General features: G+C 59.4%; 20 protein-coding genes and 1 riboswitch. Of the genes, 8 read left to right on the top strand and 12 right to left on the bottom strand.

All coding sequences use genetic code 11. From position 1 onward, the window contains the following. Positions 1-3: 3 nt before the first annotated feature. From kdpC to ACX8ZY_RS01200, 7 genes are all read right to left on the bottom strand, one after another. Positions 4-570: a potassium-transporting ATPase subunit KdpC gene (gene kdpC / locus ACX8ZY_RS01230; protein ID WP_421665178.1), complete on the bottom strand. Its 567-nt coding sequence runs from the start codon at positions 568-570 to the stop codon at positions 4-6. A gap of 10 nt (positions 571-580) precedes the next feature. After that, positions 581-2,629, bottom strand: coding sequence for a potassium-transporting ATPase subunit KdpB (gene kdpB, locus ACX8ZY_RS01225; RefSeq protein WP_010671495.1), 2,049 nt, complete (start codon positions 2,627-2,629; stop codon positions 581-583). Beyond that, the gene (gene kdpA, locus ACX8ZY_RS01220) at positions 2,626-4,314 is read right to left on the bottom strand and encodes a potassium-transporting ATPase subunit KdpA (protein WP_010253440.1); all 1,689 of its coding nucleotides are present in this window, start codon (positions 4,312-4,314) and stop codon (positions 2,626-2,628) included. Before kdpA ends, kdpB begins: the two co-directional genes overlap by 4 nt. After that, positions 4,314-4,403 carry a K(+)-transporting ATPase subunit F gene (gene kdpF, locus ACX8ZY_RS01215; protein WP_010253443.1) on the bottom strand — a complete coding sequence of 30 codons (90 nt, stop codon included), beginning with the start codon at positions 4,401-4,403 and terminating at the stop codon, positions 4,314-4,316. The genes kdpA and kdpF overlap by 1 nt, the downstream gene beginning before the upstream one ends. A 108-nt stretch (positions 4,404-4,511) precedes the next feature. Further along, positions 4,512-5,678 carry an HD-GYP domain-containing protein gene (locus ACX8ZY_RS01210; RefSeq protein ID WP_010253446.1) on the bottom strand — a complete coding sequence of 389 codons (1,167 nt, stop codon included), beginning with the start codon at positions 5,676-5,678 and terminating at the stop codon, positions 4,512-4,514. A gap of 159 nt (positions 5,679-5,837) precedes the next feature. Beyond that, on the bottom strand, positions 5,838-6,794 hold the full coding sequence (locus ACX8ZY_RS01205; RefSeq protein WP_421665177.1) for a 2-hydroxyacid dehydrogenase: 957 nt from the start codon (positions 6,792-6,794) through the stop codon (positions 5,838-5,840). Continuing rightward, complete coding sequence (locus ACX8ZY_RS01200) at positions 6,775-8,166, bottom strand: MFS transporter (RefSeq protein ID WP_033759126.1); 1,392 nt, start codon at positions 8,164-8,166, stop codon at positions 6,775-6,777. Before ACX8ZY_RS01200 ends, ACX8ZY_RS01205 begins: the two co-directional genes overlap by 20 nt. 420 nt (positions 8,167-8,586) lie before the next feature. Between ACX8ZY_RS01200 and ACX8ZY_RS01195 the strand changes: the two genes are divergently transcribed. Continuing rightward, positions 8,587-9,504, top strand: coding sequence for a sugar ABC transporter substrate-binding protein (locus ACX8ZY_RS01195; protein ID WP_421665176.1), 918 nt, complete (start codon positions 8,587-8,589; stop codon positions 9,502-9,504). Positions 9,505-9,539: 35 nt separating this feature from the next. On the opposite strand, the gene ACX8ZY_RS01190 is transcribed toward ACX8ZY_RS01195, so the two are convergent. Further along, positions 9,540-10,040 (bottom strand): GNAT family N-acetyltransferase, encoded by a 501-nt coding sequence (locus ACX8ZY_RS01190; RefSeq protein ID WP_010253457.1) that lies wholly within the window; start codon positions 10,038-10,040, stop codon positions 9,540-9,542. 72 nt (positions 10,041-10,112) lie between these two features. On the opposite strand from ACX8ZY_RS01190, the gene ACX8ZY_RS01185 reads away from it, so the two are divergent. Continuing rightward, a complete protein-coding gene (locus ACX8ZY_RS01185; RefSeq protein ID WP_033759129.1) occupies positions 10,113-11,945 on the top strand; it encodes an ABC transporter ATP-binding protein in 1,833 nt (610 codons plus the stop codon). Here the strand turns inward: ACX8ZY_RS01185 and ACX8ZY_RS01180 are convergent. Beyond that, complete coding sequence (locus tag ACX8ZY_RS01180) at positions 11,942-13,066, bottom strand: GNAT family N-acetyltransferase (protein ID WP_033780931.1); 1,125 nt, start codon at positions 13,064-13,066, stop codon at positions 11,942-11,944. The two genes, ACX8ZY_RS01185 and ACX8ZY_RS01180, sit on opposite strands and share 4 nt — an antisense overlap. A gap of 141 nt (positions 13,067-13,207) precedes the next feature. On the opposite strand from ACX8ZY_RS01180, the gene ACX8ZY_RS01175 reads away from it, so the two are divergent. The 3 genes from ACX8ZY_RS01175 (at position 13,208) to ACX8ZY_RS01165 (ending at position 15,766) form a co-directional block, all read left to right on the top strand. Continuing rightward, positions 13,208-14,110, top strand: coding sequence for a LysR family transcriptional regulator (locus ACX8ZY_RS01175; RefSeq protein WP_182505448.1), 903 nt, complete (start codon positions 13,208-13,210; stop codon positions 14,108-14,110). A 98-nt stretch (positions 14,111-14,208) separates the two neighbouring features. Next, positions 14,209-15,150 (top strand): glutathione S-transferase family protein, encoded by a 942-nt coding sequence (locus tag ACX8ZY_RS01170; protein ID WP_421665175.1) that lies wholly within the window; start codon positions 14,209-14,211, stop codon positions 15,148-15,150. A gap of 10 nt (positions 15,151-15,160) precedes the next feature. Further along, entirely contained in the window at positions 15,161-15,766 is a 606-nt protein-coding gene (locus ACX8ZY_RS01165; protein ID WP_182505447.1) for an alpha/beta hydrolase, read from the top strand. Here ACX8ZY_RS01165 and ACX8ZY_RS01160 read toward each other — a convergent pair. Together ACX8ZY_RS01160 and crcB are read right to left on the bottom strand one after the other, a co-directional pair. Then, positions 15,763-16,578 carry a sugar phosphate isomerase/epimerase family protein gene (locus tag ACX8ZY_RS01160; protein WP_033773108.1) on the bottom strand — a complete coding sequence of 272 codons (816 nt, stop codon included), beginning with the start codon at positions 16,576-16,578 and terminating at the stop codon, positions 15,763-15,765. The two genes, ACX8ZY_RS01165 and ACX8ZY_RS01160, sit on opposite strands and share 4 nt — an antisense overlap. Positions 16,579-16,710: 132 nt before the next feature. Then, positions 16,711-17,088: a fluoride efflux transporter CrcB gene (crcB, locus tag ACX8ZY_RS01155; protein ID WP_022623971.1), complete on the bottom strand. Its 378-nt coding sequence runs from the start codon at positions 17,086-17,088 to the stop codon at positions 16,711-16,713. A gap of 88 nt (positions 17,089-17,176) precedes the next feature. Continuing rightward, positions 17,177-17,252: riboswitch (Fluoride riboswitch) on the bottom strand. Positions 17,253-17,369: 117 nt separating this feature from the next. Here crcB and ACX8ZY_RS01150 point away from each other — a divergent pair. After that, complete coding sequence (locus ACX8ZY_RS01150) at positions 17,370-18,290, top strand: nucleoside hydrolase (protein WP_033785721.1); 921 nt, start codon at positions 17,370-17,372, stop codon at positions 18,288-18,290. Positions 18,291-18,313: 23 nt separating this feature from the next. Here the strand turns inward: ACX8ZY_RS01150 and ACX8ZY_RS01145 are convergent, their stop codons facing one another. Continuing rightward, positions 18,314-19,342, bottom strand: coding sequence for a zinc-binding alcohol dehydrogenase family protein (locus ACX8ZY_RS01145; RefSeq protein ID WP_421665174.1), 1,029 nt, complete (start codon positions 19,340-19,342; stop codon positions 18,314-18,316). A 137-nt stretch (positions 19,343-19,479) separates the two neighbouring features. Here ACX8ZY_RS01145 and ACX8ZY_RS01140 point away from each other — a divergent pair, with 137 nt between their 5' ends. Together ACX8ZY_RS01140 and ACX8ZY_RS01135 are read left to right on the top strand one after the other, a co-directional pair. Next, complete coding sequence (locus ACX8ZY_RS01140; protein ID WP_010671481.1) at positions 19,480-20,382, top strand: GntR family transcriptional regulator; 903 nt, start codon at positions 19,480-19,482, stop codon at positions 20,380-20,382. A 170-nt stretch (positions 20,383-20,552) separates the two neighbouring features. Beyond that, positions 20,553-21,905 carry an MFS transporter gene (locus tag ACX8ZY_RS01135; RefSeq protein WP_421665173.1) on the top strand — a complete coding sequence of 451 codons (1,353 nt, stop codon included), beginning with the start codon at positions 20,553-20,555 and terminating at the stop codon, positions 21,903-21,905. The last annotated feature ends 16 nt before the right edge of the window (positions 21,906-21,921 follow it).

Here is a 21,921-nt window from a genome sequence, read left to right as displayed (position 1 = left end):
CCATTACAGTTCGTTGAGCGCCATATTCAGCTGCAACACATTGAGGGTCGGTGTGCCGAGGAATGGCATCAGCGGACGATGCGTCATCTTATCTATCAGCGCCTCGACCTGCGGCAACGGCAACTGGCGGCTGGCGGCGATACGCGGTGCCTGCCAAAGGGCGGCCTGTGGCGAAATATCCGGGTCCAGCCCGCTGGCTGACGCGGTGACCAGTTCAACCGGGACGGCGGCAGGTGCCTGCGGATTCGCGGCCCGCAGCGCAGCGACGCGATCGGCTACCGCTTTGTCCAGCGCCGGGTTGCTGGCGGCCAGATTGCTGCCCCCTGAGGCCAGCGGATTATAAGGTTTATCACCACTGGCTGAAGGGCGGCCCCAGAAGTAGTTGGGCTGGGTAAAGTTCTGGCCAATCAGCGCCGACCCGCGCGCCACGCCATCCTCCTCCAGCAGCGAGCCGCTGGCCTGGGACGGAAACAGCCACTGCGCCAGACCGGTGGTGAGCAAAGGATAAACCACGCCGGTAACAAGCGTAAGCAGCAACAACAGTAAAATTGCCGGACGTAACTGACTCATTTTTCTCTCCTCAGGCCATGCCTGAAAACACTAACAGCAGATCGATCGCTTTGATGCCGACAAACGGCACCAGCAGGCCACCCAGACCGTAAATCAGCAGGTTGCGGCGCAGCAGCGCAGCAGCGCTCAGTGGGCGGTAGCTGACGCCTTTCAGGGCCAGCGGGATCAGGAAGACAATCACCAGAGCGTTAAAGATCACCGCCGACAGAATCGCACTGGCTGGCGAGTGCAGGTGCATCACGTTAAGCATGTTGAGCTGCGGATAGGTCGCCGCAAACGCCGCCGGAATGATGGCGAAGTATTTCGCCACGTCGTTGGCAATACTGAAGGTGGTCAGCGAACCGCGCGTCATCAGCATCTGTTTACCAATGTGCACCACTTCAAGCAGCTTGGTCGGGTTCGAGTCGAGATCGACCATGTTGCCCGCCTCTTTCGCCGCCTGGGTACCGGAGTTCATCGCCACCGCCACATCCGCCTGCGCCAGTGCAGGCGCATCATTGGTGCCGTCGCCGGTCATCGCCACTAAACGCCCTTCCGCCTGATACTGGCGGATCAGCGCCAGCTTGGCTTCCGGCGTGGCCTCTGACAGGAAGTCATCCACGCCCGCTTCCGCAGCAATCGCTGCGGCCGTCAGCGGGTTATCGCCGGTGATCATCACCGTTTTGATACCCATTTTGCGCAGTTCGGCAAAGCGCTCTTTGATGCCGCCTTTGACGATATCTTTCAGCGCCACCACGCCCAGCACGTTCGCGCCCTCTGACACCACCAGCGGCGTGCCGCCACTGCGTGCCACCTCTTCCACCTGCGCATTGACCTCGGCCGGGAAACGGCCATGGTTCGCTTCGATGTGGCGACGTACCGCATCGACCGCGCCTTTGCGGATCAGTCGATCCTGCACGTTTACGCCGCTCATGCGGGTCTGCGCAGAGAACGGAATAAAGCTGGCACCCATGCTGCTGAGATCGCGCTCACGCAGATTAAATCGCTGTTTCGCCAGCACCACGATGCTGCGCCCTTCCGGCGTCTCATCGGCCAGCGAGGCGAGCTGTGCGGCGTCGGCCAGTTGCTCTTCGCTGACGCCCGGCGCGGGCAGGAACTGGGTCGCCTGACGGTTACCCAGCGTGATGGTGCCGGTTTTGTCCAGCATCAGCACATCCACATCGCCCGCGGCTTCCACCGCACGCCCGCTGGTCGCAATGACGTTAGCACCCAGCATCCGGCTCATCCCCGCCACGCCAATCGCCGACAGTAAGCCGCCGATGGTGGTCGGGATCAGACAGACCAGCAGCGCCACCAGCACCGTGATGCTGACCGGCGTTCCGCCCCATGCCGAGAACGGCCAGAGTGTCACGGTCGCCAGCAGGAACACGATGGTCAGTGACACCAGCAGGATGGTCAGAGCGATCTCATTCGGGGTTTTACGGCGTTTCGCGCCTTCCACCATGGCGATCATCCGGTCAAGGAAGGTTTCGCCCGGGTTGGCGCTACAGGTGATCACCAGCCAGTCAGAGAGAATGCGGGTCCCGCCGGTGACGGAGGCGAAGTCACCGCCCGACTCGCGGATCACCGGTGCGGACTCACCGGTAATGGCGCTCTCATCCACCGAGGCACCGCCTTCCATCACTTCACCGTCGCAGGGGATGATGTCGCCCGCTTCCACCAGCACGGCATCGCCTTTGCGCAGCTCATCGGCACTGACCTGCTGCCACTCGGCGCCATAGCGCGCCGCTGAGAGTTTTTTGGCAAAGCTGGTCTTTTTCACCCCTTTCAGGCTGCTGGCCTGGGCCTTACTGCGCCCTTCTGCCAGCGCCTCCGCCAGGTTGGCGAACAGCACGGTGAACCAGAGCCAGACCGCAATCGCACCGGTAAAGCTGGCGCTGCCGCTGATCCGGCCGGTCAGCATCGCCAGCGCCAGCAGCGAGGTCAGAATACTGCCGAGGTAGACCACAAACATCACCGGGTTACGGAACTGCACCCGGGGATCGAGCTTTTTCACTGCATCCCAGGCCGAGGTACGCAGCAATGCTGCGTCAAATAACGCCTGTTGTTGACGACTCATGAGGATTGTCCCTGAACAAGTTGCAGATGCTCAGCCACCGGGCCCAGCGCCAGAGCAGGAATAAAGGTCAGTGCACCCACCAGCAGCACCGTGCCGATCAGCAGTCCGATAAACAGCGGACCGTGGGTTGGCAGCGTGCCGTTACCCACCGGCTGCACTTTTTTCACCGCCATCGCACCGGCAATCGCCATCACCGGAATGATGATGCCGAAGCGGCCCAGCAGCATGCAGGCAGCCAGTAGCAGGTTCCAGAACGGCGTGTTAGCACTCAGGCCGGCAAAGGCGCTGCCGTTGTTGTTAGCCGCCGAGGAGACCGCGTAGAGCACTTCGCTGAAGCCGTGAATGCCGGGATTGGCCATGGCACTGCGTCCGGCGTCGGTCATCATCGCCAGTGCGGTACCGATCAGCACCAGCGCCGGTGTGACCAGAATCGCCAGCGCGGTCATTTTCATCTCCCAGACGTCGATTTTTTTACCGAGGAATTCCGGGGTACGACCGATCATCAGCCCGGCGATAAACACCGCCAGCAGCACAAACAGCAGCATGCCGTAGAGACCGGCACCGACGCCGCCAAACACCACTTCGCCCAGTTGCATCAGCCACATCGGCACCATGCCACCCAGCGCAGTAAAGGAGTCGTGCATGGCATTCACCGCACCGCAGGAGGCGGCGGTAGTGATAACCGCGAACAGGCTGCTGTTAAGAATGCCAAAGCGCGTCTCTTTACCTTCCATGTTGATGGCGCTGTCAGCACCCAGCTGGAGGAAGTGCGGGTTGCCCTGTAGTTCGGCCCACATGACGACCGATACCGCCGCCACAAACATCAGCGTCATCGCCCACAGCAGCATGTGGCCCTGACGACGGTCACGCACGCTTTCGCCAAACGCGAAGCAGAGCGCCGCCGGGATCAGGAAGATGCTCAGCATCTGCACCAGGTTAGTCAGCACCGTCGGGTTTTCAAACGGATGGGAGGAGTTGGCGTTAAAGAAGCCGCCACCGTTGGTGCCCAGCATTTTGATCGCTTCCTGCGACGCCACCGGCCCCATCGACAGCGTCTGCTGCACGCCTTCCAGCGTGGAGAAACTGTGATAAGGCGCGAAGTTCTGGATGCTGCCCTGGCTGACAAAGAACAGCGCCATCAGCAGGCTGATAGGCAGTAAGACATAGAGCGTGATGCGCGTCAGGTCGCGCCAGGCGTTACCCAGGGTCGCAGAGCTGCGATTAGCGAAGCCACGGATCAATGCAAACGCCACGGCGATACCGGTCGCGGCTGAGAGGAAATTCTGCACCGTCAGGCCCACCATCTGACTAAAATAGCTCAGGGTGCTTTCGCCGCTGTAGGATTGCCAGTTGGTGTTGGTGACGAAGCTCACGGCGGTGTTAAGCGCCAGATGCCAGCTCAGGCCAGGCAGCTGCTGCGGATTCAGCGGCAGCGCGCCCTGCATCAGCAATATTGCCAGCAGCACCACGAAACCCAGCGCATTAAACAGCAGAATCGCCAGCAGGTAGTGCGGCCAGCGCATGTCCGATTGTTGCGCGCCCAGCAGTCGCCACAGCGGCGCTTCCAGGCGGGCAAACACCGGCTTGTCAGCCACTAACGACGCCAGACCCCGTCCGAGCGGCTGCGCCAGCACCATCAGCAGCAGCAGATAGAATGCGATGAGTAAAAAAGCATTGGCCGCCATCAGAAGGCCTCCGCATTTAACAGGGCATAGATCAGATAGCCCAGTAACAACACCACCAGCACAATGCCGGTTATTACGCCCACGCTCACAGGAACCTCCAGAGGATTGGATTTATGGCTTAGCTTGCGCGGAGGCGTATAAAGAAGGGGTTAAAATGCAGCGGGCGGGCGTAAAAATAGTGTAAAAATGGCGAAAAATCAGGCGACTTCCAGCGCCCAGATACGATTGAGATCGACGTTACCCCACAGCGTGCTGTCCTCTGCGCCCACAATGCTGTCGGTGCAGAAGCTGTCGCCAAGGTCGAGCTCTTCCGGTTTCACTTCACGCTGGGCGTGCAGCGACCAGAAGACATGCACGCAGGGACGCATCAGCGATTTTTCGCCCGCTTTCACCACCAGCGCCACCCGGCCGGAGGCCAGACGCACCAGCGATCCCACCGGATAGATGCCGATGGTCCGTACGAAGGTGTGCAGCAAGCCAGGGTCGAAATGGCCGCGCCAGCTCAGCATCTGGTGCATCGCCTCGGCGGGTGTCCAGCCGTTGCGATAGGAGCGGGTCGAAGTGACGGCATCATAGACATCGCACACCGCCGCCATGCGGGCGTAGAGCGAAATCGCCTCGCCTTTCAGGCGGTGCGGATAGCCGCTGCCATCATATTTCTCATGATGATGCAGGGTGATATCGAGCAGATCGTCATCGGCGTCGGCTTCTATCAGCATCTGCGCACCGACCACCGGATGCTCACGCATCACCCTGAACTCCTCTTCAGTCAGCTTGCCCGCTTTGTTCAGGATCGCCAGCGGCACGGCCGCTTTGCCGACATCATGCAGTAAACCGCCCATGCCCACCCGACGCAGCTCCTGCTCATCCAGTCCAAGTTTTTTACCCAGCGCAATCATCAGCCCGCAGACCGCCATGGAGTGCAGGTAGGTGTAGTCATCATGATTTTTCAGTCGCGCCACGCTCAGCATGGCAGAGGGTTCACGCGTGATCGATCCGGCGATTTCATCCACCAGATCCATCATATAATCGAGCTTCAGGCCGTTACCCAGCCGCGCTTCGTTGAACATCGCCAGCACTTTCGGTTTGCCCTGCAAAAAGATCTGCTGTGCCTGATCCAGTTCCTGGAAAAACGGGGTGCGGCCAATGGTTCTCTTCGCGACCGTGGAGGCGATCGGCGCCTGCACCGATCGATCGAGGTCGATCCAGAGCTGGCGGATCCCTTCAGTGCGAAGCATGGCGATTTGTCGGGGATCGGTGATCAGCATCTCATTATGAATGCGCTGGTCTTTTATCCACCAGACCTCCAGCTTGTGGATAAACATCCCTGGGCGCAATTCATCAATGGTAATCAGCTTTATCACGCTATCACTCTTTAATATCAGCGGGTGGTAAGGTGATATCGGCAGCCGGACAAATTTTCTTCAGGCTGTTTTGTGCGAAGGTGAGGGTCTGGTGAGTGGTCAGAGGAGAGGCGTCCTGCCTCGCCCCCGTTTCAGCAGGGGGTTAAGGCGCCGCTGTGGTTACACTACCCGGGTCAGCACCGGCTCACCACGGGCAAACGCCAGCATATTCTCAAAGACCAGGTCAGCCATCGCCGCCATGGTTTCGCGGGTGCTGCTGGCGATATGCGGCGTGATCACCACATTGTCGCACTGGCGCAGTGCGTCAGGCACCTGCGGCTCCTGTTCAAACACATCCAGCCCGGCACCGGCGATCTGCCCGGTTTCCAGCGCATCCACCAGCGACTGCTGATCCACCACGCTGCCGCGCGCAATGTTAATCAGATAGCCCTGCGGTCCCAGCGCCTGCAGTACTTCCGCATTGATAATGTGGCGCGTCGCGGCACCGCCCGGCAGGGTCAGCACCAGAAAATCGGCCTGCTGCGCCAGCGCCACCAGGCTCTCATGACGGGTGTAGGGCACATCGGGGCGTGAACGCGGGTTGTAATAGTGAATCGCCATATCAAACGCCTGCGCGCGCCTTGCTACCGCCTGACCGATATTGCCCAGCCCGACGATACCGCACACCTTGCCACCGATTTTGCTGCTCAGCGGAAAGCGGCCCTGCGTCCAGTGACCGGCGCGTGTGAAGCGATCGGCCTCGCTGATGCGGCGCGCCACATCCAGCAGCAGCGCCATCCCCAGATCGGCGACACAATCATTGAGCACCTCCGGCGTGTTGGTCACCACAATGCCGCGCGACCGGGCGGCTTCCGTATCAATGCTGTCATAACCGACGCCGTTACTGCAGATCGCTTTCAGGTTTGGCAGCGCGGCGATCAGCGCGGCCGGTGCGCCCATCACCGCGTTGCCGCTGGTGACCAGCATGTCGATATCTGCGCCCTGCTCAGCCAGAAAGGCTGCCTCATCTTCCGCCTCCCACAGCCGGAACGCGGTGAACGTCTTTTCAATGTTCTCTATCAGCTGCGGTGGCAGGAATTTCCCTCTGATCAGCACCTTACATTGCTTTAATGCCATCTTCTTTCTCCTGATTGTTATAGGATGCCGGGCGATCGCTCTCTTCACCGACGCGTTCAATCGGTCCCATCACCAGCAGGAACAGCAGGGCTGCTACCACGCAGTGTGCCGCCACAAACGCCAGCCCGATGCTGTAGCTGCCGGTCAGACCGACGATGATGCCGAACAGTAGCGGCGTGGTGAAACCGGCAATATTGCCGATGCCGTTAAAAATGGAGCCGGCCAGGCCCACCGCCTCTTTAGGTGCGGTGTCGCTGATCACCGTCCAGGTGCCTGCACCGGCCGCTATACCTTTACCGAAAAAGGCGAAGGACATAATGGCGATAATGCCGCCGTTACCGGGAATAATCGCCGCCAGCACCAGGCTGGACGCCATCAGCATGCCGACGATATAGGGCGTTTTACGCGCCCAGGAGACGCTCCAGCCCCGGGCGATTAACTTGTCTGACAGATAGCCGCCGCTGATCCCGCCCAGAAAACCAAACAGCGCCGGAGCAACGGTGGCGAAGCCCGCCTCCATAATGTTCATGCCGCGAGCCTGCACCAGATAGATCGGAAACCAGGTAATAAAGAAGTAGCTGAGCGCGATGATGCAGTACTGACCGAGATAGGCGCACCAGAGCATGCGATTAGTGAGCAGCTTTCTGAACATCGCTTTACTGACCGGTGGCCGCGCTTTCAGCGTCTGCGCCGAGTCGATATCCACCAGCGCACCACCGTCGACGATGTGGCGCAGTTCACTCTCTGACACGCCAGGGTGATTGCGCGGCTCGCGCATCCAGGCAGCCCAGACAAACACCGCCAGCAGGCCGATGCCGCCCAGCACAAAGAACGGCCACTCCCAGCCAAAGCGCGACACCAGCCAGCCTGACAGCGGCGAGAAGATGGCGACGGCAAAATATTGCGCCGAGCTGAACAGCGATGAAGCCCGTCCCCGCTCTGCGCCAGGGAACCACATAATCACCACGCGCGCATTGGCGGGAAAGCTGGGTGCCTCGATCAATCCCAGCATAAAGCGCAGACCAAACATCAGCATCAGCGCGCCGGTCATGCCGCTGGAGAACTCACCAACGAATCCCATCGCCAGCGTCGAGACTGACCAGAGCGCCAGCGTGACGCCATACACTTTTTTAGCCCCGAAGCGGTCAAGAAACAGCCCGCCGGGGATCTGACCGATAACGTAGGCCCAGCTGAAGGCAGAGAGGATCAATCCCAGCTGGATCGCTGACAGGCCGAACTCCTCTTTGATCGCCGATCCGGAGATCGAGAGGATCGAGCGGTCGGCATAAGCCACGACCGACAGAAAGAGGATCAGGCAGAGGATCCAGATGCGTACATGAGACGTCCGGTGAGTCGTTTGGTCTTTAAGCATGAGCTGAATTCCTTAAAAAGCGGCAGGTTGCGCCACGAGGTTTTTTTCAGGAATAACGCTGAGATTTCCCGCTTAAGGAAATATAGATAGGAGGCTAACGATGGATCATTGTGCGGATGTTGAGATCGTCAGGCCCGATTCAACGGTTTTCTGACAACCACCACAAAGGCCAGTGCGATGCTGCACAAAAGCGCAAAAAGCCGCGGCTGCCTGCCGCAGAGTGTGCGCCACGTCGAGGATTTCATCGGCGCTGGCAGCTATGACGCGGCGATTTTACGTCAAAGTGTGGCGGCGCTAGCAAGAGTGAAAAGGGCCGGTTGTCAAACCCGGCGACTGTTCATAAGCTGCAAATGATAATCTTTGTCCATTTTTATAATAAATGAAAAATCCATTTCACTCAGTTAACCTCGGGAGTCTGCAATGAAAAAACGTGCATGGGCAATACTCTGTCTGCTCTCTCTTTCCACGTCGGCGCTGGCAGAGAAAATTGGCGTCTCAATGGCCTATTTCGACCAGAACTTTCTGACCATTATCCGCCAGTCGATCGAGAAAGAGGCCAAAGCGCGTCAGCTGGATGCGCAGTTCGAAGATGCACGCGGCGACGTGGGCCGTCAGACCGATCAGGTGCAGAGCTTTATCAGTTCCGGGGTAGACGCGATTATCGTCGATCCGGTCGACTCCGCCAGCACCCCTGCCCTGACCAGACTGGCGCAGCAGGCTCACATTCCGCTGGTCTACGTTAACCGCACACCGGGCGATAAAACCCTGCCGCCGGGCGTGGTGTTTGTCGGCTCTGACGAACGCGAATCGGGCACGTTGCAGATGGAAGAGCTGGCGAAGCAGGCGGGTTATCGTGGCAAGGTCGCCATTATCATCGGTAACCTCAGCGATGCGGGTGCGCTGCAGCGCACCAAAGATGTCGAGCAGGTGGTGGCAAAGTATCCCGACATGAAAGTGGTGCTGAAGCAGACCGCCAACTATTCGCGTAATGAGGGCATGGATTTAATGCTCAACTGGCTGTCGAACGGGGAAGAGATCGATATTGTCGCCGCCAACAACGACGAAATGGCGATTGGCGCAACCATGGCGATTGCCCAGGCGAAACCGAAGAAAACCATTCTGGTGGGCGGCATTGATGCCACGCCGGATGGCCTGAAAGCCCTGGCAAGCGGCAAACTGGCCGTCACCGTGTTCCAGGATGCTGTGGGTCAGGGCAAAAAATCGGTCGAGGTGGCGCAGCAGATGATCAAAGGGGAAAAAGTCGATTCCCACCAGTGGATCCCGTTTGAACTGGTGACGCAGCAGAACATGCAGCAATACAGCAATAAAAATCCGTAATGAAAAGCGGAGCGGCAGCGCTGCCGCTCCGGTTATCACTTCTCGTGCAGCAGTTTCGCCATCATCACCACATCGCGCAGCTGACCGTCGCGCAGGGCGGCCTGCCGCATCACCCCTTCACGCTCAAAGCCCAGCCGCTCATAGAGCCGCAGCGCCCGTTCGTTGTCGTGAAACACCTCCAGCTCCATACGCGTAATCCCCAGCCAGTTACGGGAATAGTCGAGCGCGGTGCGGATCAGGCGCTCACCGACGCCGCGACCGGCGTAATCGGGATGCACACCCAGCCCAAAGCTGATGCAGTGGCGGGTGCGCGGCTTGTTATCCACAAACAGCGTCAGCTCACCGGCCAGCACGCCCTCGATCTCCGCGACAAAGGCGATAAACCCCTCGGCATCCATTCTGGCGATTTTTTTCTCCCAGGTGGCAACGCTGGGAAACGGCAGCTGCAGCGTCCAGGGATAGACATCGGGATGACTATAGAGTCGCTGATAGGCGGCGGCATCCTGCGGTTCCCGTGCCCGAATAATGATTTCCATATTTTCTCCTTTTAGCCGAACGGGGTTCATGCACTAAGCTGTAGCTCTTTACCGGACGGAAAGAGTATCGCTATGTTGTATCGCCGTTTTGAGCGTTTTATCAATATTTTTCATGACGCGCCCACCGACTCGCCCCCTTCAACGGTCTGGTCGTTTTACCTCTACTATCTGCGGCAGGTCTGGCCGAGTTTCGCGGCACTGCTGGTAGTGGGACTGGCGTCAGCCCTGATTGAAGTGTCGCTGTTCAGCTATCTGAGCCGCATTATCGATATGGTCAATCACTCCACGCCCGCCAGCCTGTTTCGGGATAACTGGCCGATACTGCTGTGGATGGGGGCGGTGGCGCTGATTCTGCGGCCGATTTTTATCGCCCTGCACGACATGCTGGTGCATCAAAGCATCAGCCCGAGCATGACCAGCATGATCCGCTGGCAGAATCACAACTACGTGCTGCGCCAGAGCCTCAATTTCTTCCAGAACGATTTCGCGGGTCGCATCGCCCAGCGCATTATGCTGACCGGCAGTTCACTGCGCGATTCCGCGGTGCAGCTGGTGGATGCCATCTGGCACGTGCTGATCTACGCGGTGACTTCACTGGTGCTGTTTGCCGGTGCCGACTGGCGGCTGATGATCCCGCTGATTCTGTGGATGGTGGCCTACAGCGCCTCCCTGCGTTTCTTTGTGCCGCGCGTTAAAGCGCGTTCGGTGGTCTCCTCAGAGTCGCGATCTAAGCTGATGGGCACCATTGTCGATGGTTATACCAACATCGCCACCATCAAGCTGTTCGCCCACAGCGATCTGGAACGGCAGTATGCGCGTGAGGCGATTCAGGAGCAGACCGAAAAAACCCAGAACGCCGGCCGCATGGTCACCAGCATGGATCTGACCCTGTCGGCGCTGAACGGCCTGCTGATTGTCTCGACCTCCGGGCTGGCGCTGTGGTTATGGAGCCAGTCGCTGATTAGCGTCGGGGCGATTGCGCTGGCGACCGGTCTGGTCATCCGCCTGGTGAATATGTCCGGCTGGATCATGTGGGTGGTCAACGGCATTTTCGAAAATATTGGTACGGTACAGGATGGGCTGAAAACCATCGCGCAGCCGCTGAGCGTGCAGGATGCGCCGCAGGCGAAGCAGCTTAAGGTGACGCGCGGCAACATCCGTTTTGAGGATGTGCGCTTCGATTATGGCGGTGGCCGTCAGGTGATTAACGGCTTTAACCTCGACATCAAACCTGGCGAGAAGATTGGGCTGATTGGTCCCTCGGGTGCCGGTAAATCGACGCTGGTGAACCTGCTGCTGCGCCTCTATGACCTGAACGCGGGGCGGATTGTGATCGACGATCAGGATATCGCCGCCGTGACGCAGGAGAGCCTGCGCAGCCAGATTGGTATGATTACGCAGGACACCTCGCTGCTGCACCGCTCAATCCGTGAAAACCTGCTTTATGGTCGTCCCGACGCCAGCGAAGAGGAGCTGCAGCTTGCGATTCACCGCGCCCGCGCCGATGAGTTTATCCCGCTGCTCTCCGACTCACTGGGCCGCACCGGGCTGGACGCGCACGTGGGCGAGCGCGGCGTGAAACTGTCGGGCGGTCAGCGTCAGCGTGTGGCGATAGCCCGCGTGCTGCTGAAGGATGCGCCGGTTCTGATCATGGATGAGGCCACCTCGGCGCTCGACTCCGAAGTGGAAGCGGCGATTCAGGAGAGCCTGGAGTCACTGATGCAGGGCAAAACCGTTATCGCCATCGCGCACCGCCTGTCGACCATCGCGAAGATGGATCGGCTGGTGGTGCTGGATAAAGGCGGCATTGCCGAGATGGGCAGCCATCACGAGCTGCTGGCGCAAAACGGCCTCTATGCCCGCTTGTGGCAGCATCAGACCGGCGGTTTTGTCGGCATCGATTAATCGCCGCGTCGATAGGGTAAGGCGTCGCGGGCTTCTTCCGCCCAGCCGCGCACGCCTTCCCGCTCCTGCACCAGAAAATCTGCCACGGCATCGCGCAGGCCGGGATGCAGCAGATAGTGCCAGGAGTGGGTAATCTGCGGCTCAAAGCCGCGCACCAGCTTGTGCTCGCCCTGTGCGCCAGCATCAAACCGCGTCAGCCCCTCATCAAGGGCCAAATCCATTCCCTGATAGAAACAGGTTTCGAAGTGCAGCCGGTCAAACTCCGCCAGACAGCCCCAGTAGCGGCCATAGAGCGCGTTGCTGTCCCGCAGATAAAACGCCATCGCGGCCGGTTGCTGCTGTAAACGGGCGATCACCACCACAATATTCTGCGGCATGCGTTCCGCCAGCAGGCTGAAGAAGTCACGCGTCAGATAGGGACGCTGACCGCGCACCGCATAGGTGTTGGCGTAACAGGTGTAGACAAAATCCCACTGATCTTCGCGCAGCTGGTAGCCCAGGTAGCGGTCAAACTCAAAGCCGCTCTGCATCACCTGCTCACGCTCTTTACGCAGTTGTTTGCGCTTGCGCGACATCAGCGAATCCAGGAAATCCTGAAAATCGCGGTAGCCACGGTTATGCCAGTGATACTGACAACCGAGCCGGGAGAGCCAGTCGGGCTGATCGGCCAGCAGCTGGTTAGCCTGCGCATCGGTAAAGTTGATATGTGCCCCGCTTAAGCCCTGCTGTAACAGGCTCTCAGGCAGGGCCGACAGCAGTTGCGCTGCGGCAGCGGTTTCGCCCAGCAGGCGCGCACCGCTGACCGGGCTGAAGGGGATCGCGCCCAGCCATTTCGGGTAGTAGCGGATTCCGGCGCGCTGGCTGGCATCCGCCCAGGCGTGATCAAAGACGTACTCGCCCTGTGAATGGCGTTTGCGGTAGCCTGGCAGCGCGGCGCGGGTCACCCCCTCCTCCCGCCACAGCAGATGATCGGGCTGCCAGCCCGCCTCTGACCGCACGCTGCCGCTCTGTTCTAACGTGAGCAGAAAGGCGTGACGCAAAAAGGGCTGGTCATCAGGCAACAGCGCATCCCACTCGGCGGCCGGGATCTCCGCCAGTGACGTCAGGTGAATCAGCGACATGAATTACTCCAGAGAACGTCGGGCAGAGAGTCAGTCAAGCAGGTTTTCCGCGCCAGCGAAAGGGTTAAGGCACGCAAAGTGAAGGCTGCATCAGCGGAGCACAGCTTCTATACTGCGACTTTATCTCCACAGGACACCGCCATGGATCGACTCGATTGTGACCGGATGTTTGTCACGGTGCTGGAAACCGGCAGCTTTTCTGCGGCGGCGTTACGTCTCGGCACCAGCAGCAGTCAGGCTTCCAAGCTGGTTTCAAAGCTGGAGCAGCGGCTCGGCGTCCAGCTGTTTAAGCGCAGCACGCGCGCCCTGTCACCCACCGATGTCGGGCGCAGCTATTATGAGCGGGTCAAAAACCTGCTCGATGCGTTTGAGACGCTGGATGCCAGCGTGCGTGAAAGCGCTACGACGCCTACCGGCAGGCTGAAAATCAGCGCCCCCGGCTCCTTTGGTACTGTGGTGTTGTCTGAGGTGCTGGTGGCGTTTGCCCGGCGCTATCCGCTGATTGAACTGGATGTCAGCTTTTCAGACCGGTCCGTCAACATCGTCGATGAAGGCTTTGATATGGCGATCCGTATCGGCACCCTCAGCGACAGCAGCCTGGTCGCGCGCAAGCTGGGTGAGGTGCATGTGCGCATCGCCGCCTCGCCGGTCTATCTTGAGCAGTTTGGCACGCCGCAGCACTGGCGCGAGATGCCCCAGCATCAGTGCATCATCGACACCAATTTTCGCGATCCCTGGCACTGGCCGTTTGCCGGCGGCGGCGGCGGCGAGATTGTCACCGTACCGGTCCGCGGGCGTCTGCGCTTCGCCAACACCGAAGCCTGCCTGCAGGCCGCGATGGCCGGACTGGGCATTGCGCGGCTGCCCGGTTTTATCGCAGCTCCCGCGCTGCAACGCGGTGAGATTGTCCGGCTGCTGGAGAATTTCGACACGCCACCGCTTGGCCTGTTTGCGGTTTATCCGCCCGCCCGTCATCTGGCACACCGGGCGCGCCTGCTTATCGACTTCCTGGTGAGTCACTTTACCCGTTTTCCGCCCGCGTAATTTCTTCCAGAATGGAAGAAATGATTGTCTTTATGACCGGATTATCAGCCGTTTAGTCATCAGTTAAGCTGCTTCTCACATTACAGAGGAGTCGCGCGATGTTAGTAGAAGGCAAATGGAGTAGTGACTGGCACCCGGTGCAGTCGACCGATAAACAGGGCGGATTTATTCGTCAGACGTCCGGTTTCCGGGATTTTATAAGCAGCGATGGCTCCACTGAATTTGCGGCAGAAGCGGATCGCTACCACCTCTATGTGGCGCTGATCTGTCCGTGGGCGTCGCGCGCGTTAATTGCCCGCAAGCTCAAAGGGCTGGAGTCGCTGATTAGCGTGACGGTGGTTGAACCGCAGCTCGGTGCCCAGGGCTGGCGCTTTGGCAATTTTCCCGGCGCACAGCAGGACCCGCTGAATCACGCGCAGTACCTGCATGAAATCTATACCCGCGTCGCGCCCGATTACACGGGCCGGGCCACCGTGCCGGTCTTGTGGGACAAGAAAACCGGCACCATTGTCAGCAACGAGTCCGCTGACATTGTGCGTATGTTTAACAGCGGCTTTGGCGATCTGGCCGATAACCGCATCGACCTCTATCCCGCCGCGCTGCGCCCGGAGATTGATGCGCTGAATGAGAGCCTCTATCCGCGTCTGAATAACGGCGTTTACCGCGCCGGGTTCGCGACGACATCAATCAGCTATCAGCAGGCCTTTAACGACGTCTTCAGCCAGCTCGACGAACTGGAAGCCCTGCTCAGCGATGGACGCACCTTCCTGCTGGGTGAACGGCTGACTGAAACCGATATTCGCCTGTTCGTCACCCTGATTCGCTTTGACGTCGCCTATCATGGCCTGTTCAAATGCAACCTGCGCCGGATACGCGACTATACGCTGCTGAATCGCTATCTTAAGAGCGTGCTGTCAGTCTCCGGCGTGCGAGAGACGGTCAGCATCGATCATATCAAACAGGGTTACTACTCAATCAAGGCACTGAACCCGAACGGGATCGTTCCGGCAGGCCCGGATCTGAGCGAGTACGGCCTATAAAGGAGCAATAATGGCAAAAGCACTGGTAATTTTTCTGCATGGCGTAGGCAGTAACGGCGACGATCTGGCACCGGTTGGCCGTCACTGGGCGACGCTGTTGCCGGATGTGATTTTTGCCTCACCCAATGCGCCCGAACGTTTTACCGCCGGTTTTGGCTGGCAGTGGTTCAGCCTGGAGGAGGTGACGCCAGAGAACCGGCCAGGTCGGGTACGGGCCGCGCGGGCGGCGTTTGACGCGACCCTCAGCGACGTTATCGCACAGCACGGCTTCGCCGACCGCTGGCAGGATGTAGTGCTGGTCGGCTTTTCACAGGGGTCGATCATGGCGCTGGATGCGCTGGCATCTGGCCGTTATCCGCTGGCGGGCGTGGTCGCCTTTTCGGGTCGTCTGGCGGTTGACGGTGAGCTGACGCCACAGCCTCATCTGCCCGCGCTGCTGATCCACGGCCAGGCCGATGAGGTGATCCCGTGGCAGGAGAGCGAATCTGCCGCAGCACGACTCAGGGCCGCATTGGTGCCGGTAGAAGCGCGATTTGAACCCGCCACCGGCCACACCATCTCCGCTCAGGGTGCCATGCATGCCGCCGCGTTTATCGCGCAGTGCTTACAGGATTAACCCCAGCAGCGCTTTAATGCCTGCCAGGCATGACGGGCAGCGACCTCAGGCGGCAGGCGTTTCAGCGCATCATTAAAAACTTCAATGCCCACCGGTCCCTGATAGCCCGCGCTTTTAAGCTTATCGACAAAGCGTTCAATGTCGATAATGCCATCGCCGGGCAGCAGACGCTGATGCTTTGCCATCGCCATCAGGCTCTGCTTATCCTGCGCGGGAACGGCGGCCATGTCACACAGCTGTACTTCATAAATGCGATCGGCAGGGATACCGTCCAGCTGTGAGGCGTCGCCGCCCAGTGCGCAGATATGGAACAGATCGACCACCAGCCCGATATTGGGCTGATCGAGCCGCTGCAATCGCTGCCACGCCAGCGGCAGGGTGTTATCCACGCTGCACCAGGCCATCGGCTCATACATAATGCGCATGTTGTAGCGCGCAGCTTCAGAGGCCATCCAGCGCAGGTCATCATCAATCTGGTCGGCGCAGCAATCCTCGCGGGTGCTGGCCGGCGCCTGAATGGTGTCGCAGCCCAGCGCCTGGGCAATCTGAATAAACTGGCGCAGCTCTTCGCGCTTCTGTCCGCGCAACGCGCTGGGTGCCCCGGTGAAATCGCGCAGCACCTGGAGATTGGTAAAGCCAGGTCCCTGCCGGGCAGCGATCTCAGCCAGTGCCGCCGCGCCGCCCTCGCACGCCTCGACATCCTCGCGCCAGATCTCCACCTGATCGAAACCGGCGTCATGCGCCGCCTGGAGCTTCTGGCCGGGTTCACCGTTTAACAGCACCAGGTTAAGGAATGTGGGGTTAGTTCGCATTGCTCGGCTCCTTAATCGTCCGGAATAATCGGTGACGTTCAGCTTCTGCGCCCGTTCATGCGGGATGGTCGGGCGTAAAACCTGAAACATTATCTACCTCTTAAGGAGTATGACAAGCGCCGCTTAGCCAGATCAGCCCAGCATCGTGACCAGTGCGAAACCGGCAAACGCCATCAGCAGCGAACCGATCACATGCACCAGCGCGCTGGTCATCGCCCAGAAATAGTTCCCTGATTGTAGCAACCCCATTAATTCCGCCGTAAAAGAGGAGAAGGTGGTCAGCCCGCCGCACAGTCCGGTGACGATCAGCAGTTTCCAGATCGGGTCGATATCGGGATGGCGAACAAACCAGGCCATCGCGCCGCCGATCACCAGACCGCCGATCAGATTCACCAGCAGCGTGCCCGGCGGCAGATTGGGAAAGAGCGCATTAAAGCGCATCGCAAAGAGCCAGCGCAGTACACAGCCGGCAGAGCCGCCGATCATCACAGCCAATAACGGTTTCAACATGTCTTGCTCCTGATTGCAGATTGACGCCGGGCTGAGGGGGAAAGGCAAAGATAAACTGCGCCTGACACCTCAGCTCCCGCGAAAGGATTGAGTGTCAGGCGTCATCAGCCGGTGTAAAGCCCACCGGCGGTTGGGGAAGGTGGCACGCCATCACCTTGAGCCGGTGATAATACGACGGCCGGTTCAGGCTGGCAACAGTGAGGTCATGGCGGCTGAAAACCTTGACGCGCACGCCACAGACGGAGTAATGCTGATGGTTTACAGCCTGTTGCGGAGACCCTATGCGTACCCTGATTTTTGATACCGATATCGGCGTGGATGACGCCTTTGCGCTGGCCTATGCGGCGCGGACGCAGCATCTGCTGGGGATTACCACGGTCTTCGGCAACGTGGCAGTGGGTCAGGCGGTGAAAAACGCCCGACTGTTTTGCGGGAAAATGGCGATTAACGCGGAGGTCTATCGCGGCTGTTCACGACCGCTGGCGCTGCCACCCTCTGCGCCCGCCAGACTGCACGGTGAAGATGGGCTGGGCGATGCGTTTGATAATGCGTGCAGCGATCAGGCGCCGGGCGCGGTGCAGTTTATTATCGACAGCGTGCGGGCGCAGCCGCATCAGATCACCCTGGTGGCGATTGGTCCGCTGACCAATATCGCCACGGCCATTAATCAGGCGCCGGATATTATTCCGCTGGTGAAAGAGCTGGTCATCATGGGTGGCGCATTTGGCACCGACGGGCACAGTGGCAACGTGACGCCCTTCAGCGAATTTAATATCTGGAAAGATCCGCATGCTGCCGATCAGGTGCTCGCCTCGGCGCTGAATGTGGTGGTGATCCCGCTGGATGTCACACACAAAGTGCTGATCAGCGGCGATGAGGTTCAGCGTCTGAATCAGCCGGTGCTGAGTGCGATCTGTCGCCCTTACCTGGCTTACAGTCTGGAGAAAGAGGGATTCGAGGGAATGGCGCTGCATGACACCCTGGCGGTGGCGTGGCTCACTCTGCCACAGGCGTTTACCCTGACCGAAAGCCCGCTGCGGGTGATCACGGAGGGCATCGCCTGCGGTCAGACGGTGCGTAAGCTGAGCGCGCTGGCATCCCGCCAGGATCCCTTTAACGGCCTGACTGCCCAGCGTATCGCACTTGGCGTGGATGCTGACGCGGTGCGGGCGCACTTCTTTCAGACTCTCACCGCGCCCTGAACCACGCGAACCGACTGGCCGCGTTACCGGTCGAAATGAATCACGCCTTTGATCAGCTCGCGGTTGTTGATGATTTGCGCCTCAAAGGTTTCATCCAGCGTGGAGAAGGCCAGATGGTGATTCAGCATCATTTCGGCGCGCAGTTGGCCGCTGGCCATCAGCGCACGCACCCGATCGAAATCTTCACGGGTGGCGTTGCGGCTGCCCATCAGGGTGGTCTCTTTTTTATGGAATTCACTGTCCGGGATCACCAGATCGCCTTTGTGCAGACCGACATAAACGATAGTGCCGCCGTGTCGCATCAGGTTGACCGCATTGTTCATCGCCGCCGGGCTGCCGGTGGCGTCGATCACCTTCAGCGCCAGACGGCCACCAAACTCCTCTCGCAGCGCGCTGTAAAACGCTTCATCAGCCGGATTCAGTGCCGCCAGGCCGAGCTGGTCATCAACATGCTGGCGACGAAATTCGCTGGTATCCGCGACCACCACCTGCGCGCCGCTGGCGGCGGCGATAGCGGCAACACCCAGCCCAATCGGTCCGGCACCCACCACCAGCACCTGCTCATCCGCCACAATTGCGGCACGACGCACTGCATGGGCGCTGATGGCAAAGGGCTCAATCAGCGCAGCCGCTTCCGGCGCGACATCATCCACCACCAGCAGCGTGCTGACTGGCACGCTTAAGTAGTCGCAGAACCCGCCATCCTGATGCACACCAATCACTGAAATCTGCTCACAGCAGTTGGTCTTGCCGCTCTGGCAGGCGTCACAGCGCAGGCAGGAGATGTAGGGCATTAACGCCACCCGCTGGCCCGGCTGAAAGCTCTCCGCACCACTTCCCGGCGCCACGACTTCGGCACAGATTTCATGGCCCAGCACCCGTGGATAGCTGAAGAATGGCTGATTACCGGACCAGGCGTGGATGTCGGTGCCGCAGATTCCCGCGGTAAGGATTTTAATCACTACCTCGCCAGCGGCGGGCGTGGGGATATCGCGGGTGGCCCATACCATCTTACGTGGTTCAGCGATGACCAGTGCTTTCATTGTTGTCATGGTGATTCTCCGGTTGTCCTGCAGGCAGTTATGGCGAATCCTGCACGCGCTGCGGTGTTCGTTTGCGGGAAGTGTGAAGCACCGCGATTTTTTTGGGCTTTGAATGGTTTTTAATGCATAAAAAACCGGAGAGTGAGATGAGCCGCAGCCAGAATTTGCGCCAGAACGTCATCAACCAGATGCTGGAAAGCATCGCTCAGCACCACATTCGTTCACCGCTGCCGCCCCAGGCAGCACTGGCGGAAATGTTCAATATCAGCCGGACTACGGTGCGCCACACCCTGCACTATCTGCATCAGTGCGGCGTGCTGGATAAGGTGGATCAAACCTGGGTTATCGTGCGCGATCCGCGCGAAGATGACGGTTTTAGCGCGTTAACGCCGCCGATTGAGCAGCAGGCCAGCCACTTTGAGCAGATGTTTTTTAATATGATTAATCAGCGGCAGCTGGTGCCCGGCGATACCTTCAGCGAGCTGCAACTGGCGCAGCAGGTGAAAGTCAGTCCGGTGGTGGTGCGCGAATTCCTGCTGCGCTTTATGCGCTATGACCTGCTGGAGCCGGTCAGACGCGGCCAGTGGCGGATGAAAAAATTCACCCAGGATTACGCCGAGAAGCTATTTGAACTGCGCGAGATGCTGGAAACCCACGCCCTGAGCCGCTTCCTGAATCTGCCCGCAGGCGACGAGCGCTGGGTTCAGGCGCGGGATCTGCTGGATCGTCACCGATCGATGCGCGACACCATCGCCAGCAACTATCGCCACTTTGCCGCGCTGGATCGTCAGATGCATTCGCTGATTTTATCCGCCGCCAACAACCCATTTTTCAATCAGTCGCTGGAGATTATCTCGGTGATCTTTCACTCGCACTATCAGTGGGATGAGAGCGACCTCAAGCAGCGAAATATTGTGGCGCTGGAGGAGCATATGGCGATTCTGACCGCGCTGATTGGCCGTCAGGATGTCGACGCCCTCTGTGCATTACATAACCATCTGGCGACCGCTAAAACCTCGATGGTGCGCTCAATCGGTCAGTACAATTAAAAACCGATTAAAAACCACAAAGCATTAGCTCCCGCACGATTCAGAAACATCTTTGCAACATCCTTAACCCTTTGCTCTTAGTCTCGACTGCAACGTCACGGCGGCCTTTTGCCGCTGCGCGCAGACCCCTTCTCACCATAACGATAAGTACCCAGTTTCGGGAGAGTGCAATGGAAAAGACTTCAGTAACCGGCCGCGACAGTGCAGCTGGCGACACGCCATCAGACCAGGATTTCGTGCCGATGCGTAGCGACGTGGTGCGTTCACCGCGTATCCGCAAGATTCAGATCACGGCGATGCTGCTGTTGCTGTTCGCCGCCATCATCAACTATCTGGATCGCAGCTCGCTGTCGGTCGCGAATATGACCATCCGCGAGGAGATGGGGCTGAGCGCCACCGAAATCGGCTTCCTGCTCTCCGCCTTTTCGCTGGCTTACGGCCTGGCGCAACTGCCGTGCGGCGCGCTGCTGGATCGTAAAGGGCCGCGCATTATGCTCGGCATTGGCATGTTTATCTGGTCGCTGTTCCAGGCCGCCTCTGGCCTGGTGCATAACTTTACCCAGTTCATCCTGGTGCGCATCGGCCTCGGCATTGGTGAAGCGCCGATGAACCCGTGCGGCGTGAAAGTGATCAACGACTGGTTCAACATTAAAGATCGCGGCATGCCGATGGGAATGTTCAATGCGGCTTCGATGATTGGACTGTCGGTGGCTCCGCCGATTCTGGCGGCGATGATGCTGGTGATGGGCTGGCGTGGCATGTTTGTCACGATCGGTATCCTCGGCATGTTCCTCGCTATCGGCTGGTATATGATCTACCGCGACCGCGACAACAACATCCTGAGCGCTGAAGAGATCCACTATCTGCAGGCGGGCAGCGTTGCCTCGCGTAAAGAGCCGATCAGCTTTAAAGAGTGGCGCGGCCTGTTTAAGCAGCGCACCATGTGGGGAATGATGATTGGCTTCAGCGGCATCAACTACACCGCCTGGCTCTATATCGCGTGGCTGCCGGGCTATCTGCAGTCGACCTATCATCTCGATCTTAAAAGTACCGGCCTGCTGGCAGCGATTCCGTTCCTGTTCGGTGCGGCGGGCATGCTGCTGAATGGCTATGTGGTCGACTCGCTGGTACGTCGCGGCTTTAACGCGGTGAAAACCCGCAAAGTCTGCATCGTCAGCGGGATGCTGCTGTCCGCCGGCTTTACCGCCGTGGTGACCCGCGCGACCGACACCACCAGCGCCGTAACGCTGATTGGGATGGCGCTGTTCTGTATCCACTTCGCCGGAACGTCGTGCTGGGGATTGATCCACGCCAACGTCACCGCCCGTATGACAGCGTCTGTCGGCAGCATCCAGAACTTCGCCAGCTTTATCTTCGCCTCGTTCGCGCCGGTCATCACTGGCTGGGTGCTCGACACCACCAAATCGTTCAGCATGGCGCTGATGATTTGTGCCTGCGTGACGCTGGTTGGCGCACTCGCCTACCTGCTGCTGGTGCGCCAGCCGATCACCGACGGCGAATAATCACGGCTGACGGCGC

It is taken from the genome of Pantoea sp. XAF26B01_ASV70, assembly GCF_054512635.1.
The sequence above is the reverse complement of the archived record's forward strand: the minus strand, read 5'-3'. Positions and strand labels throughout refer to the sequence as shown.